We start from the raw sequence: 14789 nt of genomic DNA, 5'->3' as shown, positions 1-14789 counted from the left end.
TCAATACCTGTTACTGTTTTCGGTCTCTCTCGAGACCGGTCGCTCACTCAAAGCTGACAGGTTCTGAATAAATTCAAAAACCTGACTTACTTTAGTGTGAGACTCTTGATACTTTTGCTGCTCCCGACATCGCTCCGAAGAACCATATCGGGCCGCCACCGCATCAAGCGCCCACACTTATCGGCTGTAAATTTTTAAAGAGCAATTCGTCTTAATCGCTTCGTTTTCGTTCGCAGCGATCAGCGAAGGAGGCGAATTATGCGGGTCATTCCGGATATCGTCAAGCGACTTTCGAATATTTATTTTTGGGGTCCGCTACGCCAATTTTCGACAGCTACGGCACCCACACGAGACAGGTCGCCCCTTCTGTCACCAAATCGGGAACGGCAGCTGCACACGGGTCGCAGCACAATCGAATTCGAGCGCAGTGATGTCGCTATCGATCAAGCGCCGGCGGTCTCGACGACGCCTTCGGGAAGCGGCTGGGGCAACCCGACACAAAACCCTTGCGCGTAGTCGATGCCAATCCCGCTGAGGCGACCGATGATCGCCTCGCTTTCCACAAATTCAGCGATGGTCGCCTTGCCGGCGGCATGGGCCACCTGGTGAATGGACTGGACGATCGTCCGATCGAGGTCGCTGCTGGCAATCCCGCGCACGAAGCTGCCGTCGATCTTCAGGTAGTCCACGGGCAGGCGCTTGAGGTAAGTGAACGAGGACATGCCCGAGCCGAAATCGTCGAGGGCGAATCGGCAGCCGAGTGCTCGCAGGCTCTCCATGAGCGTAATCGCTTTCGAGAGATTGGTGATCACGGCCGTTTCCGTGATCTCGAAGCAGACGCTTTCGAAACTGATTGCGCAACGCTGCTGCTGCTGCACGATGTACGCGAATAAGTCCTCGTCGCCGAGCGACGCGCCGGAGAGGTTGATCGACCAGACGTTTGCGGCGAGATGGCCCGCCGCAATGGCTTCGAAAGCACGGCCGATCACCCATCGATCGACGAGCGGCATCAAGTTGAAGCGCTCGGCGGCGCCAATGAAGTACGCGGGAGGAATCACTTCACCCGATTCGTCGACCATGCGCAGCAGCAACTCGACATGCACTTCTTCGCCGGGACCGCCCTCCTTGAGCGACTTGATCTGTTGCGCGTAGAGGCGGAAGCGGTCGTGCTCGAGCGCGGCCTTCACGCGGGCCACCCACTCCATCTGCGTATGGGTGGTCGACTGGAGCTGATCTTCGAGGCAATACTGGTGCACGCGGTTGCGGCCTTTTTCCTTGGCCATATAACAGGCGACGTCTGCCGCCTTCATGATGTCCCACGTCGAGATTTGCGCGGCGTCCACCTCCACCACACCGATGCTCACGCCGGTCGTCAGCAAACGCTGGTCCCAGGGTAGCCGGATGACCGTCACGGCCTCCCGCAGATCCTCCGCGACCCGCAGGGCGTCGTCGATGCAGCACTCCGGCAACACGACGCCGAATTCATCGCCGCCGAGGCGGGCGAGGATATGGGCAGCGCGCAGCTGCTCTTTCAGGGCACCACCCACACTGCGGATCAATTCGTCGCCGGCCGCGTGACCGCACGTGTCGTTGACGACCTTGAACTGATCGAGGTCGAGGAACATCACCGCATGCGGGCGTGTCCCGGCCTTCTCGAGCAAGCTCGAAAGCCGGCGCTCGAATTCGCGGCGGTTCAGCAAACCCGTCAGATGATCGTGCGTAGCCTGATATTCGAGTTCGGCGGCATGCTTGCGCTCCGTGCTCGCGTCTCGAAGCACCATCACCGTGCCCAGCATTTCCTCTTCGTCATCGCGGATCGTCGCCACAGAGCATGCCACGGGCAGGAGCGAGCCATCCGGGCGCGTCACAGAGAGTCTGCGTTGCGCGTCGTCATCGGCCGCTGCAGCACGGTTGTGCAGACATTGCGCAGTGACGATATTGCCGGACCGCTCGTCGTAGAGATCACAGACGTCGAACAACGGCCTCAGGTAGATATCGCGCGAGGCACGCCCGAGCATGCGCTCGGCGGCGGCGTTGCAATAGGTCACGCTCGCCTGGTTGTCCATGCGGATAACACCGTCGTCGATCGAAGCGAGCGTGGCTTCGGTGAGGCTCTTTTCCTTCGCGGCGGCCGCTTCTGCGCGCTTCAACCCGGAGATATCGAAGAGGCAACCGACGATGCGCGTCGCCCGGCCGCTCTCGTCGCGTATGGCCTTGCCGCGTCCCCGGCACCACAGATATCGACCATCGGCCATTCGCAGTCTGTACTCGACGTCGTAGAGGCTGTCATGCTTCAGATGGTTGATGATGGTCTCGCGCAAACGGAGCAGATCCGCAGGATGCACGAGCGCATTGAACGCGCGGGTGTCCATGGGGAGGTCGCCGTCGCCATACCCGAGTTGCTGATACAGATAGCGAGAATAGTAGGCACGGTCGTTGACCAGGTCCCAGTCCCATAGCCCAGCGTTGATGCCTTCGAACCCGAGGCTGAGACGCTCCTCGCTCAAACGCAAACGAGCGGCGAGTCGCTGGGAGAAGCGCAGCATCGATAGCACAACGCTGCACGCGAGTGCCGCGACGAGCCACGCTATCGCAGCACGGGGCTGCTGAGCGAACACGGCCGCCGCAACGGCACTCATCCACATAGGGACGAGCACCACAACGATTCGACCGCGGCGGTTGCCTTCGGTAAGCCAGCTCACTGCGCGTGTGATCAGTCTCATGGCTGATTTAGTATTCTTCTTGGTTCAGCTTCCATGCGTCGCGTGCGCGCGGCACTACGAGACAGAGTCACAGTAAAGCGTGACGGCGTGTATCTGGAAAACGCGCAAACGGAGGAAGGCCCACGGACGGGTGGGTAAGTCTACCTGCTTTCCCTATTCAGATTGAATGGGGATTACCCGCGGAAGTCATTCATGTTCGCGAGAGTATGCATTTACGTTCTCGCGTGTGCGAATGATAGGTACGGAAAGACTTGCGAATTCGATTTTGTACCGGCTCGCAAACGTTCGCGAGCCGGCCGTTTTCAGGAATTGAACACAGAGGCCGCCACCGCAGCCTCTGTGCGTCCTCTCGCTTACCGGCTCTGCAGGCGGATATCGCGCGACGAAGCCCCCACATACACCGCGCCGCCGGCAACATAAGCCCAGTCGCTATGCGTCGTGTCCCAAACGCTCTGTGCACGTTCGGTGATCGTCACGCGCACCGGCTGCGACTGACCCGGCTTCAGGAACACCTTCTGGAAACCAACCAGACGACGCGGCGGCTCGCCGGCATAACTCACGCCCAGATAGACCTGTGCCGTTTCCGCACCCGCTACGCGGCCATCGTTGCGCACCGTGAACGACGCTGTGAGCGTATGCCCCGGGCCCTGCTTCACCGTCAGCCCCGAATAGCTGAAGTGCGTATACGAAAGGCCATAGCCGAACTCGTAAAGCGGCGTGATGTTGTTCGCGTCATACCAGCGATAGCCCATGTCCAGCTTTTCGGAGTACACGGGATCGGTCGCGAAGGCGCCGTTCGTCCCCCACGTCGGCGTGTCCTGATCGTGCACCGGGAACGTGACCGGCAGCTTGCCCGAAGGGTTCACCTGTCCGAACAGCACGTTCGCGATCGCCTTGCCGCCGCCCTCGCCCGGATACCATGCCTCGACGATTGCCGAGACCTGGTCCTTCCACGGCATCAGTACCGGATTGCCGCTCTCGATGATCACGATCGTGCGCGGGTTGGCCTTCGCAACGGCCTCGACGAGCTGATCCTGATTCGACGGGTTCGCGAGGCTCAGGCTTTGCAGATCGCCGAAGTCCTCACCCGCAGGCTGCGCCACGACGACGATCGCGACATCGGACTGGCTGGCGAGCGTCGCGGCCTGGGTGATCTCCTGCTGCGTATAGGCGCGGAACGGCTGCGTCTGGTCGGTGTTGCCCGCGAAGCTCACCTGCGCCGAAGGCGCGAGCTGCTGGATCGCCTGGGTGATAGGCGTATTGAGCTTGAGCCACGGGTTGGTCCACCAGCCGCAGCCCGTGGACGAAGCGAACGTGAGCCCGCCGCAGCCCGAGAAGTTGCCCGTGACCGGATCGCGCGTATTGCCCGAGCCGCCGCCGCTCAGCACGGCCGTATCGGCGTGAGCGCCGATCACCGCGATCTTGTGCAGGCTCGGGGCCGAAAGCGGCAGCTGGCTGTTGTCATTCTTCAGGAGAACGATGGATTGTTCTTCCGCAGCCTGCGTGAACGCGTTGTACTTCGCGAAGTCGATCGTGGCACCGCCCTGCGCCGGATGGTCCAGCACGCCCGTGCTGATCATCACATAGAGCTTGCGCCGCACCATGTCGTCCAGACGGTCCTGCGACACGGCCTTCGAAGCGATCGCCTGTTTGACCAGATCGGGCGTGAGGTAGACCGTCGGGCCCACGTCCTCTTCCTCGTCGAGACCCGCGTTGATCGCCGGGGCCGTGCTATGCGTCGCGCCCCAGTCCGACTGCACCTGGCCCTGGAAGCCCCAGTCCTTCTTCAGCACGTCGGTCAGCACATGCGTGTTTTCGCATGCGTAGGTGCCGTTCAGGCGGTTGTAGCTGCACATCACGCTGCCCGGGCGCGCTTCCTTCGCCGCGATTTCGAACGGCAGCAGATAGAGTTCGCGCAGCGTGCGCTCGTCGATCTGGCTGTTGCCCCCCTGGCGGCCCGTTTCCTGTTCGTTGCCGACGTAGTGCTTGATCGTGGCGATCACCTGCTGGCTTTGCGTACCGATGGTGCGCGCCGCCAGAATTTCGCCCGCCAGCACGGGGTCTTCGCCGAGGTACTCGAAGAGACGCCCGCCGCGCGGTTCGCGCGCGAGGTTCGTGCCGCCGCCCAGTCCCATGCCGAATCCTTGCTCGCGCAACTGGTCGGCTATGCGTGCGCCGAAGTCGCGCGCGAGATAGGGGTCCCAGCTTGCCGCGAGCGCGATCGTCGCCGGAAAGGTCGTGCTCTTCTGGCTCGTGCTGCCGGAGCCCGTTGCGGAATCAACCATATTGAGGTCGGGAATGCCCAAACGCGGCACGCCCTGAATATAGCCCGCGCCGCCGCCCGGCACGGCGCTCATCTGATATTCGGAATGGATGAACTGGAGCTTCTCGTCCTGCGTCATGCGCTTGAGCAGCAGGTCGGCACGAACGTGCGCGCCGAGGTTCTGGGGGATGGCCATCAATGGCATCGGCAACGGATAAGGTACGTCGTTGCTGCTGTCGCCGGCATGGGCGGTAGCGGCCATCGCAATCAGCACGGCGGCGGTGGGCCAACGGGTGATCCTCATATGTCTCTCCGAGAGTTCGAATACGTTATGGAGTACTGATCAGACCGGTAAACAGGTCTGGCAGAACGGCCGGCCGCGTCGGGCACCGGCAGACTTCCTGCGGGGAAACCGGTTTAGTTGCAGCGCGCAAACGTTTGCTTTGATGCATCCGCTTTGGCTTCGCCGGTTGATGTAGCAAAACTCCAAATAATCATATAAAAACTATTGAGTACCCTTACGGGCTTTTATCTCAGTATTTTCCCGGCTGGCGGTAGCTAACACGCATGAAAGGCGCCAAACCGACAGGTAATTGCAAGCTACCGGTAATGTGATTGTTGCGAACGCAACGGAAATTCGGCATTCGATGTGATTTGCATGACGCTCGCGAATGCGGCGCGCCGGCCTGTGAACGCGGCGTGCAGCGCGCATCGCGGGTCGAAAAAAGCTAATCTGTTACGAGGCCTGCGCAAGCGGCGGCGCCGCCCCTGCGCGCGCGAGATCGACATCACTGTAAGGAGTGACCACGATGGAAAGGCAACGCAAGGTTCCCCGAATCGCGTCGGCCCTGCTCGCTGCAATGTGCGCATTCGCAATGGCAAGCAGCGCACTCGCGCAAACGGGCATGCCCCAAACGGAGCAGCAAGGCGACATCTCGTTCGTCTCCGGCGGGGTCGGCCGCGACGAGTCTTCCGCACTGCGGCACGCGCGCAGCCAGTGGCCGCTCTCGATGCTGTTTACCGGCCCCGGTTCGAGCTATGTGGCCGACGTGCACGTGCAGATAACGAACGCTGGCGGCACGTCGGTGCTCGACACGCGTTCGCACGGTCCGTACATGCTCGTGCGACTGCCGGCCGGACGCTACACGATCACCGCCACCTATAACGAGGTAACGAGGACGCAGCGTGTAAACGTCGCCGGCAATGGCAGCGCGCGTGCGACGTTCTCGTTCCCGGGCAAGCACTGAGCACGAATCGTTTCCGGCCGGTCGGGATGGCTCACCAGGGAACGACTCTGGTGCCCGGATTGTTTCTGTGCAACCGCCGTGTGCAACTGCCGGAACAACGGGGAGAACTGCGCGAATCACTCCACTCCGCTGGAATCCACGTGTTCGAGCTGCCGGCAACGCGTGCCGCTGTGATGTCGACGCAATCAATGCCCAGCGGCCCAGGCGACGATGAAATCAATGAATGCGCGCGTTTTCGCGGGCGTGTAGTGGCGCGACGGATAGTAGACGTATAGCGGGAAGCGTTCGTCGGGCCAGTCAGGAAACAGATTCACCAGCCTGCCATCGGCAATCAGGGGCTCGGCGCCGAGAAGCAGCATTTGCGCAATGCCGGAACCGGCCAGGCACGCATTGAGCAAGGCGCCCGGATCGTTCACCGTGAGCCGCCCTTGCGTCGCTAGCACGACGTGCTTGCGCTTGCGATGAAACTCCCACGGATAAGGCTTGCCTGTCTCAGGGTCGCGGAATTCGAGGCACCGGTGAGCGGGGCCTTCGAGATCTTCGGGGCGCAGCGGTCTTCCCCAGCGCGAGAGATAGGCCGGCGCCGCGACCGTCACGACAGCGGTATCGAGCAGCTTGCGAGCAACCAGCGTGGAGGATCGTGGCTTGCCGAATCGCATCGCAACATCGAATCCCTCCGCAACCAGGTCGCCAAGACTATCTCTCGCGATCAGTTCGATCTCGAGTTCGGGATGGGCGTCCATGAACCGGTCGAGTTCCGCGCCGAGAATCGCCCGATAGCACACCGGGTCCAGATTCACCCGCAATTTACCCCGCACCGCCGACGCATTGCCCGATGCCGCGATGGCCGCTTCCTCGAGCCCCGCGAGATGCGGAACCACCTGCTCGTAGAAACGGCGCCCGCCTTCGGTGAGCGAAATCGATCGCGTCGTGCGATTGAAGAGCCGGATATCGAGCCGCTTCTCCAGCCTCGCAATCGCACGGCTCACGCCTGGCGGCGACATGCCGAGCACGTCTGCCGCGGCGGCAAAGGTCCCCGCGTCGACAACGGCGGCAAACACGCTGATCGCGCCGGAAATGTTCTCGAGTGTCGTTGTTCTCAATGTCGTCGTTCCAATGGCAGCCGGTACGGCGGCCCCTGGCAGCCTTTGGCGATGATGGATCGGCCATCCGATTCGTGCGCCCGAGTCACTGATGTAGTGCCCTTCGCGGCATTTAGCTTCGGCCGCCCTGCGTCCAGAATGCGTCTCACCGAAACGGAACCAGGCAGCATCTCGCTGCCATCGTATTCGGCTTTTTCGACTATCTCGTCGTCGCATGCGGAGGGTTTCAAGTGTACGCAATTACAGGCATTACCGGAAAAGTGGGCGGCGCACTCGCCCGTGCGCTGCTGGCTTCTGGGCAACCGGTGCGGGCGGTCGTGCGCGACGCTGCGCGCGCCGCGTCGTGGCAAGCTCGAGGATGCGAGCTGGTCACGGCAAGCATGGAAGACGCCGCCGCGCTGACCGCGGCATTCAGCGGCGCGCAGGGCGTGTTCATCCTGCTGCCTCCGCAGTTCGATCCCTCGCCGGGCTTCCCGGAGTCGCGCGCGGTCATCGACGCCGTTTGCACCGCGATCCACAACGCACGGCCCGCGAAAGTCGTGTGTCTGTCGACCATCGGTGCGCAGGCGCAAGAGAGCAATCTGCTCACGCAACTCTCGCTGATGGAGCAGGCGCTCGCCGCGCTGCCTGTGCCGGTGACTTTCCTGCGTCCCGGCTGGTTCATGGAGAACGCCGCGTGGGATGTCGCGAGCGCGCGCAACCATGGCGTGATCGAGAGCTACCTGCAACCGCTCGACCAGGCCGTGCCGATGGTCGCGACCGCAGACGTCGGCCGCCTCGCCGCCGAACTGCTGCAGCAGACGTGGAGCGGCACGCGCGTGGTCGAGCTGGAGGGCCCGTGCCGTGTGAGCGCGAACGACATCGCCTCCGCGTTCGCCCGCGTGCTTGGCCGGCCTGTGCGCGCGGTGGCGGTGAACCGGCAGGAATGGGAGTCGCGCTTCCTGTCGCAAGGCATGAAGCATCCCTTGCCGCGAATGCGCATGCTGGACGGATTCAACGAGGGCTGGATCTGTTTTTCCAGGCCCGCCGATGAAATCCTTCGCGGGCATGTCGAACTGGACACCGTGCTCGAAGCGCTGGCAAGCGGTGCGTGACGAGAGGCATTGGCGGGAATGACGCCAAAGTTGGCGGGTTCGGCCGTGGTCCGCCGAACCCGCCTTGTCTAGACTATCATCGCAAACCGTCACCATCCCTTACCGGAGCGCGAATCATGTTCGATGTGCTGGCAACGATACCTGCGGGCAGCACGACCGCGCTGGACAACGTGCCAGGGCACGCGCTGACGGGCCGCCAGCGCCATCTCGCCGTTGGGAACGAGCGCGCAGTGCGGTATGCGCCCGCCGTCGCCCCCTTTGCGGCAATGACGGACACCACGCCTGAATCGTTCGACGCCTTGCGCGGACTGATCGAAGAGCACGCACCCGTTGCCCTGACCACGCTGGATGCCGTGGAGCCACCCGACGGCTTCGCGCTGATCCGGCACGCCACGCTGCTGCAAATGGTCTGGCAAGGCGAAGCGCCTGCGCCCACCGCGCTGAAGTACGCGCGGCTAACGGGGCAAGACGTGCCGGAGATGCTCGCGCTGGCCGCGGCAACGCAACCCGGCCCGTTTGGTCCGCGCACCATCGAATTCGGCGGCTATGTTGGCGTGCGCAGGGAGGGCAAGCTCGTCGCCATGGCCGGCGAACGCATGAAGATCGAAGGCCATACCGAAATCAGCGCCGTGTGCGTGGACCCGGCGTTCCGGGGACAAGGGCTCGCGGCGAGCCTCATGAAGCTGCTGATGGCGGCAATCAGTGCGCGCGGCGAGACACCCTTCCTGCACGTGATCACGTCGAATCACGGCGCCATTTCCATTTATCGCACGCTGGGCTTTGTCGAGCGCCGCGAGATGCATCTCACGGTGCTCGGCCTCGCGCCATAGAAAGGCCGCACGGTCACAACAGGTCGGAACGCAGTTCCCGCACCCCTCTTCCCAAGCGCTGTCGCAACAGGCTGCGCAGCGTCGCGCCGTCGCCGTAACCGACTTCGGCGGCGATCCTTTCCAGGTCGAGCTTGCCGCTGCGCAGCAGCGACTGCGCGTGCTCGACCCGCAAATCCTGAAAGTACGCCAGCGGCGACTTGCCGAGCACTTCCTGGCAGCGGCGCTGCAATGAGCGCGAGCTCGTCGCCAGCGCTTTCGCGGCGTCCTGCAGCGAGAATCCCGACTTGAGATTTTTTCTCGCCCATTGCTCGAAGCGCTGAATGAGCGGATCGGCCTGCGCGAGATGATTCGGGATGATGTACGGCGCCTGCGACGAGCGGATGTCGGCCAGCAGATAGCGCGATACGAGCGATGCGAGTTCGGGGCTCGCCGAACGGATCAGCCAGAGCGCGAGATCGAGATGCCCCATGGCCGCGCCGGCCGTCACGCCGATATCCGAAGGCACGAGCATGCGTGATTCGTTCAACTGAACATGCGGATAGCGTTGCCGGAAGAACGGCGCGAGCGACCAGTTGGTCGTGGCTTCGCGGTGATCGAGCAGCCCCGCCTCTGCGAGGATGAACGTCCCCACACAAGATGCGCCGATTCGCGCGCCCCCCGCTTGCCATTCGAGCAAACGCGCCATGCCCTCTTCGACGTCCCGGCGCTCGAACGACCGCATCAACTCCTGCGCAGACAGCGTCACCAATGCCGGTACGATCACCCAATCGGGCTTCGCATCCGGCGCGACCGTTTGCACCGGCACCGCGAGGCCGTGAGCCGAGCGCACCCGCTTTCTCACCCCCACGAGCGTGATGTCGAAACGCGGAACGCCGCCCATGGCCGCGGCCGAAAGCTTGTTTGCGACCGAGAACGCGTCGAGCGTGACGGAGAGCCCGGTATCGAAGACGCCGTCGAGAGCCAGGACAGCAATGCGCATGGCGTAAATGCCTCTAAAGTTGTCGTTTGTGACAGTACAGCCGACGAGACCCCAACGATACACTCAATCGCGTTGCAAGTCGCAACAAACATGGATCAAGGAGGTTGTCATGAAGGTTCTCGCCATTGGATCGATCGTCAAGGAACTCACGCCCGCGCAGCGCGACGAGATCATGCCGCACGAAGTGCCGGCCACGCTCAAGCTCTACCTGGACGACAAAATCGAGCAGTACTGGTTTCGCCACGACAAGCCGGGCGTGGTGTTTCTCATGAGCTCGGGTTCGGTCGACAATGTGAAGGCCACGCTGGATACGCTGCCGCTCGTCCAGGCCCGCATCCTCGCGTTCGACCTGCTGCCGGTGGGCCCGCTCGCGCCGCTCGGTCTGCTCCTTCAAGGAAAGTAAGCGCTACGCAGGAGGCGCCGTCGACGCATGCGCCATGGGTTGTCGGCGGCCTCCTGGCAGCCTTCTTCTCCTCGCCAGAGATTTCACCTACAACGTACTGATCCGCCGCCTGTTTTCGATGCGCTCCGGCGGCGGGCGCAGAACTTTGGGGAACCTGCAGAACCTGGCAAAGGGAAGAAGGATGAAAACTAACGGTAAAAGCCAAATCGCCCGCGCACTGGTCCTCGTGGCCATCTCGAGTTGCACGGGCTATGCGTACGCACAAACGGCCGCGAGCGCGCCTGGCGAGGCGTCTGCTCAGGAAGGCGCGCCCGCGCAGTCGGGCAGATCGGACAGCGCGCTGGTGCGAGATGTGCGCCGGGCCTTCACGCGCACCACGGGACTGAATTTCGCCAACATCCACGTCACGGCGCATGAGGGCGTCGTCTCGTTGACGGGGTCGGTACCGCACAAATCGCAGATAGCGCGAGCCGGCGACGCGGCCGGGTCGGTGCGCGGCGTCACCTCGGTGTCGAACCACTTGACCGTGCGGACCGCCCGCGGCAGCGGACCTTGATTGGGCGGACTCGGCAGCGGGCTCAGAACCGGCTTCGATCGGCCGCACAGCAGGATCGTCCTATTCCCGGCGCGCGCGTCCTGTCAAAGTGAGTCATCGAACTTCGATCAAGGAGCCCGCCGTGTCCGGCCAGACTGCGTCCTCTAGCCTCGTCTGCGAGACTTTCACCGAATCCGACATCGAGGGCGCCCACGCGCTTTCCCTGCAATTCCGTTGGCCCCATCGTCGCGACGACTGGCGTTTCGCCGCCGCCGCGGCCGGGCACGGCTACGTGGTTCGCGAAGGCACGACCGTGGTGGGCACAGCGCTGTGCTGGCCGTGGGGCGAGCATGGCGCGACGCTCGGGCTCGTGATCGTCTCGGCCGACCAGCAAGGCCGCGGCATCGGCCGGATGTTGATGGAGCGCCTGCTCGAAGCGCTGGGAACCCGCATGACCGTGCTGCACGCCACCGAGGCAGGTCAGCCGCTCTACGAAAAGCTCGGCTTCAGGAAGATTGGGCTGCTGCATCAGCACCAGAGCGACAGTTTCGCGGCGCCGATTGTCGAGCCGCCGCCGGGCGAGCGTTTGCGTCCACTCGAACCGGGCGATACGCCGCGCCTCATCGAACTCGCTTCCCGCGCGAGCGGGCTCGACCGCAGCGCACTCGTGCCGCCGCTGCTCGATGTGTCCCAGGGCGTCGTGCTGGTGCGTGGCGACACGGTGCTCGGCTTCGCGCTGTTGCGCCCGTTCGGCCGCGGCCATGCGATCGGTCCGGTGGCCGTCGCCGCCGACGATGGATTGCACATGCAGCGCGCCAAAGCGCTGATCGCCAACCGCCTCGCCGCCAACGCGGGGGCCTTCACGCGCCTCGATACGCCCGACGAACACGGCCTCGGCCCCTGGCTCGAATCGATCGGCCTCGCGCGCGTCGACACGGTCGTGAAGATGTCGCGCAACGGCGCGCCGGCGCACGATCCTGGCGTGCTGCAATTCGCCATCGTCAATCAGGCGCTAGGCTGATTGCGCAAACCGACCTCATGACGCTCCTCTACAAAGCCGACCCCGAGCGCGGCAAGCAATGGGCACAGCTTTTCGCGCACAAGGCTCCCGAGATCGCTTTTCGCCTGTGGCCCGATACCGGCGACCCCGCCGCTGTGCGCTTTCTCGCGGCGTGGCAACCGCCCGAGGACCCCGCGCGTACGCTGCCCAATCTCGAAGTGATCTTCTCCGTCGGCGCGGGCATCGACCAGTTCGATCTTTCCGGCGTGCCGGAGCACATCGCCGTGGTGCGCATGATCGAGCCGGGCATTGTCGAGGGGATGGTCGAGTACGTGACGCAATCGGTCCTGACCATTCATCGCGATCTGTTTGACTACGCCCTGCAACAGCAGCAGCGCGTATGGCGCGCCCTGCCCGTACGCGCCGCCGCGTCGCGTCGCGTTGGCGTGCTGGGGCTCGGCATGCTGGGCAGCGCGGTGCTCGAACGCCTGCGCCTCTTCGGCTTTGCATGCGCGGGCTGGAGCCGCTCGCCGCGCGCCTTGCCTGGCGTGGAGTGCTACGCGGGCGCCGAGGCGCTCGACGCCTTCCTCGCGCGCACCGATATCCTCATCTGCCTGTTGCCGCTCACCGAAGCCACGCGCGGCCTGCTCGACGCCTCGCTCTTCGCGAAGCTGCCGCAGGGCGCCTCGTTCATCAACGTCGGACGCGGGCCGCAAGTGGACCAGCAAGCGCTGCTAGACGCGCTCGATCGCGCGCAACTGCGCAATGCGATTCTCGATGTCGCGGACCCCGAGCCGCTGCCGCCGGAGCATCCGTTCTGGACGCATCCGCGTGTGCGCCTCACGCCGCACATTGCCAGCGCCACGCGGCCCGAAACGGCCGTCGATGTGGTGCTCGACAACATCCGCCGCCACCGCGACGGCTTGCCGATGCTCGGCCTCATCGACCGCACGCGCGGCTATTGAGTCTCGTGACGGCGCAGAGGGCGCAGCACAATATGCTGCGCTCCCCGATCAAAACGCCACAAACACGCTATTTCGCGAATTAATTGGCGAAACGCGCACCGGTATCGGCCCGGTAGCATGGAACGGTGAATCAACGGCCAGCCAACGCCCAATCAACGGCCAGGCGCCGCACTCCTCTGACTTATCAGCCGGGAACCGAACCATGCCGAATCGCTCGCTCATCGAAGCCGACCGCAAACATCTGATCCATCCCGTCGTGAACTTCCGTGCGCACGAAGCGCGCGGCGTGACCGTGCTCGAATCCGCCCAGGGCGTGTTCCTGCGCGACGCCGCGGGCAACGAACTGCTCGACGCGTTCTCCGGCCTCTGGTGCGTCAACACGGGTTACGGCCATCAAAGCATCGTCGAAGCCGCCGCGCGACAGATGGCGCGCCTGCCCTACGCGACGGGCTATTTTCACTTCGGCTCGGAGCCCGCCATCGAACTGGCCGTGCTGCTCGTCGAGCGCGCGCCTGCTTCGCTGCAACACGTGTACTTCACGCTGGGCGGCTCGGATGCAGTGGATTCGGCGCTGCGCTTCATCACGCACTACTACAACGCCACCGGCCGCCCCGCGAAGAAGCACGTCATCGCGCAGGAGCGCGGCTATCACGGCTCGTCGGCAGTCGGCGCGGGGCTGACTGCGTTGCCCGCGTTCCATCGCAACTTCGACTTGCCGCTCGCCACGCAGCATCATATTCCGTCGCCCTATGCATATCGCAGCGAGCATGCGGACGACGCAGCGCTCATCGCCGCTTCGGTCGCCGCGCTCGAAGCGAAAGTCGCGGCACTCGGCGCCGAAAACGTCGCCGCGTTTTTCTGCGAGCCGATCCAGGGTTCGGGCGGCGTGATCGTGCCGCCCGCCGGCTGGCTGAAAGCCATGCGCGAAGCGTGCCGCAAGCTCGACATTCTGTTCGTCGCCGACGAGGTGATCACGGGCTTTGGCCGCACGGGTCCGCTCTTCGCCTGCCAGGCCGAAGACGTCGAGCCGGATCTGATGACGGTGGCCAAGGGCCTCACCGCGGGCTATGCGCCGATGGGCGCCGTGCTGATGTCGGATGCCGTTTATCAAGGCATTGCCGATGGCGACGCCGCCGCCGTGATCGGCCATGGCCACACCTATTCGGCGCACCCCGTGAGCGCGGCCATCGGCCTCGAAGTCATGCGCCTCTATCACGAAGGCGGCCTGCTCGCGAACGGCGTCGCGCGCGCGCCGCGCTTCGCTCAGGGGCTCGACGCATTGCTCGCCCACCCGCTCGTGGGCGACTCGCGTCACCGCGGTCTGCTCGGCGGGCTCGAACTCGTCGCCGACAAGGAGACCAAACAGCGCTTCGACGCCTCGCTCGGCCTGCCCGATCGCATCGCCGCCGCCGCGTATGGCAACGGCCTCGTATTCCGCGCGTTCGGCGACGGCATTCTCGGCTTCGCGCCCGCGCTTTCGTACGGCGAAAGCGAGTTCGACCTGCTGTTCGAGCGCCTCGAAAAAACACTCGACGACGTGCTCGCGCAGCCCGAAGTACGCGCCGCATTGAGGACAAAGAATGGGGTCAGCGCCCGTGTCGCCGCGTGATACCATCACTCGACACTTCGACATGCAGGGCCGCCCCC

The 14789-nt window shown here is 64.0% G+C and carries 12 protein-coding genes; 8 read left to right on the top strand and 4 right to left on the bottom strand.

The features are described 5' to 3' along the window. Positions 1 to 443: 443 nt before the first annotated feature. Positions 444 to 2723 (bottom strand): EAL domain-containing protein, encoded by a 2280-nt coding sequence (locus tag AB3X99_RS29525; protein WP_368618919.1) that lies wholly within the window; start codon positions 2721 to 2723, stop codon positions 444 to 446. A 353-nt stretch (positions 2724 to 3076) separates the two neighbouring features. Further along, entirely contained in the window at positions 3077 to 5290 is a 2214-nt protein-coding gene (locus AB3X99_RS29520) for a glycoside hydrolase family 3 C-terminal domain-containing protein (protein ID WP_069266551.1), read from the bottom strand. Between the two features lie 505 nt (positions 5291 to 5795). Here AB3X99_RS29520 and AB3X99_RS29515 point away from each other — a divergent pair. Continuing rightward, a complete protein-coding gene (locus AB3X99_RS29515) occupies positions 5796 to 6233 on the top strand; it encodes a carboxypeptidase-like regulatory domain-containing protein (protein ID WP_069266552.1) in 438 nt (145 codons plus the stop codon). 185 nt (positions 6234 to 6418) lie between these two features. On the opposite strand, the gene AB3X99_RS29510 is transcribed toward AB3X99_RS29515, so the two are convergent. Then, positions 6419 to 7336, bottom strand: a complete 918-nt coding sequence (locus tag AB3X99_RS29510) for a LysR family transcriptional regulator (RefSeq protein WP_368618918.1) — start codon at positions 7334 to 7336, stop codon at positions 6419 to 6421. A gap of 230 nt (positions 7337 to 7566) precedes the next feature. On the opposite strand from AB3X99_RS29510, the gene AB3X99_RS29505 reads away from it, so the two are divergent. Together AB3X99_RS29505 and AB3X99_RS29500 are read left to right on the top strand one after the other, a co-directional pair. Continuing rightward, the gene (locus tag AB3X99_RS29505) at positions 7567 to 8430 is read left to right on the top strand and encodes an NmrA family NAD(P)-binding protein (RefSeq protein WP_368618917.1); all 864 of its coding nucleotides are present in this window, start codon (positions 7567 to 7569) and stop codon (positions 8428 to 8430) included. 116 nt (positions 8431 to 8546) lie between these two features. Next, positions 8547 to 9260 (top strand): GNAT family N-acetyltransferase, encoded by a 714-nt coding sequence (locus AB3X99_RS29500; RefSeq protein ID WP_368618916.1) that lies wholly within the window; start codon positions 8547 to 8549, stop codon positions 9258 to 9260. Positions 9261 to 9273: 13 nt separating this feature from the next. Here AB3X99_RS29500 and AB3X99_RS29495 read toward each other — a convergent pair whose 3' ends face one another. After that, positions 9274 to 10239 carry a GlxA family transcriptional regulator gene (locus AB3X99_RS29495; protein WP_069266555.1) on the bottom strand — a complete coding sequence of 322 codons (966 nt, stop codon included), beginning with the start codon at positions 10237 to 10239 and terminating at the stop codon, positions 9274 to 9276. A 109-nt stretch (positions 10240 to 10348) separates the two neighbouring features. On the opposite strand from AB3X99_RS29495, the gene AB3X99_RS29490 reads away from it, so the two are divergent. The 5 genes from AB3X99_RS29490 (at position 10349) to AB3X99_RS29470 (ending at position 14751) form a co-directional block, all read left to right on the top strand. Continuing rightward, a complete protein-coding gene (locus AB3X99_RS29490) occupies positions 10349 to 10642 on the top strand; it encodes a hypothetical protein (RefSeq protein ID WP_368618915.1) in 294 nt (97 codons plus the stop codon). A gap of 181 nt (positions 10643 to 10823) precedes the next feature. Further along, positions 10824 to 11198 carry a BON domain-containing protein gene (locus tag AB3X99_RS29485; RefSeq protein WP_069266708.1) on the top strand — a complete coding sequence of 125 codons (375 nt, stop codon included), beginning with the start codon at positions 10824 to 10826 and terminating at the stop codon, positions 11196 to 11198. 121 nt (positions 11199 to 11319) lie between these two features. Beyond that, positions 11320 to 12198: a GNAT family N-acetyltransferase gene (locus AB3X99_RS29480; protein ID WP_368618914.1), complete on the top strand. Its 879-nt coding sequence runs from the start codon at positions 11320 to 11322 to the stop codon at positions 12196 to 12198. Positions 12199 to 12215: 17 nt separating this feature from the next. Further along, on the top strand, positions 12216 to 13142 hold the full coding sequence (locus AB3X99_RS29475) for a glyoxylate/hydroxypyruvate reductase A (protein ID WP_069266557.1): 927 nt from the start codon (positions 12216 to 12218) through the stop codon (positions 13140 to 13142). Between the two features lie 202 nt (positions 13143 to 13344). Continuing rightward, positions 13345 to 14751, top strand: a complete 1407-nt coding sequence (locus tag AB3X99_RS29470) for an aspartate aminotransferase family protein (protein WP_368618913.1) — start codon at positions 13345 to 13347, stop codon at positions 14749 to 14751. Positions 14752 to 14789: the final 38 nt, after the last annotated feature.

Origin of the sequence: Paraburkholderia sp. BR10882 (assembly GCF_040948855.1) — a bacterium.
GTDB lineage: Bacteria > Pseudomonadota > Gammaproteobacteria > Burkholderiales > Burkholderiaceae > Paraburkholderia > Paraburkholderia nodosa_A.
This window is presented reverse-complemented; position numbering and strand designations above follow the sequence as displayed.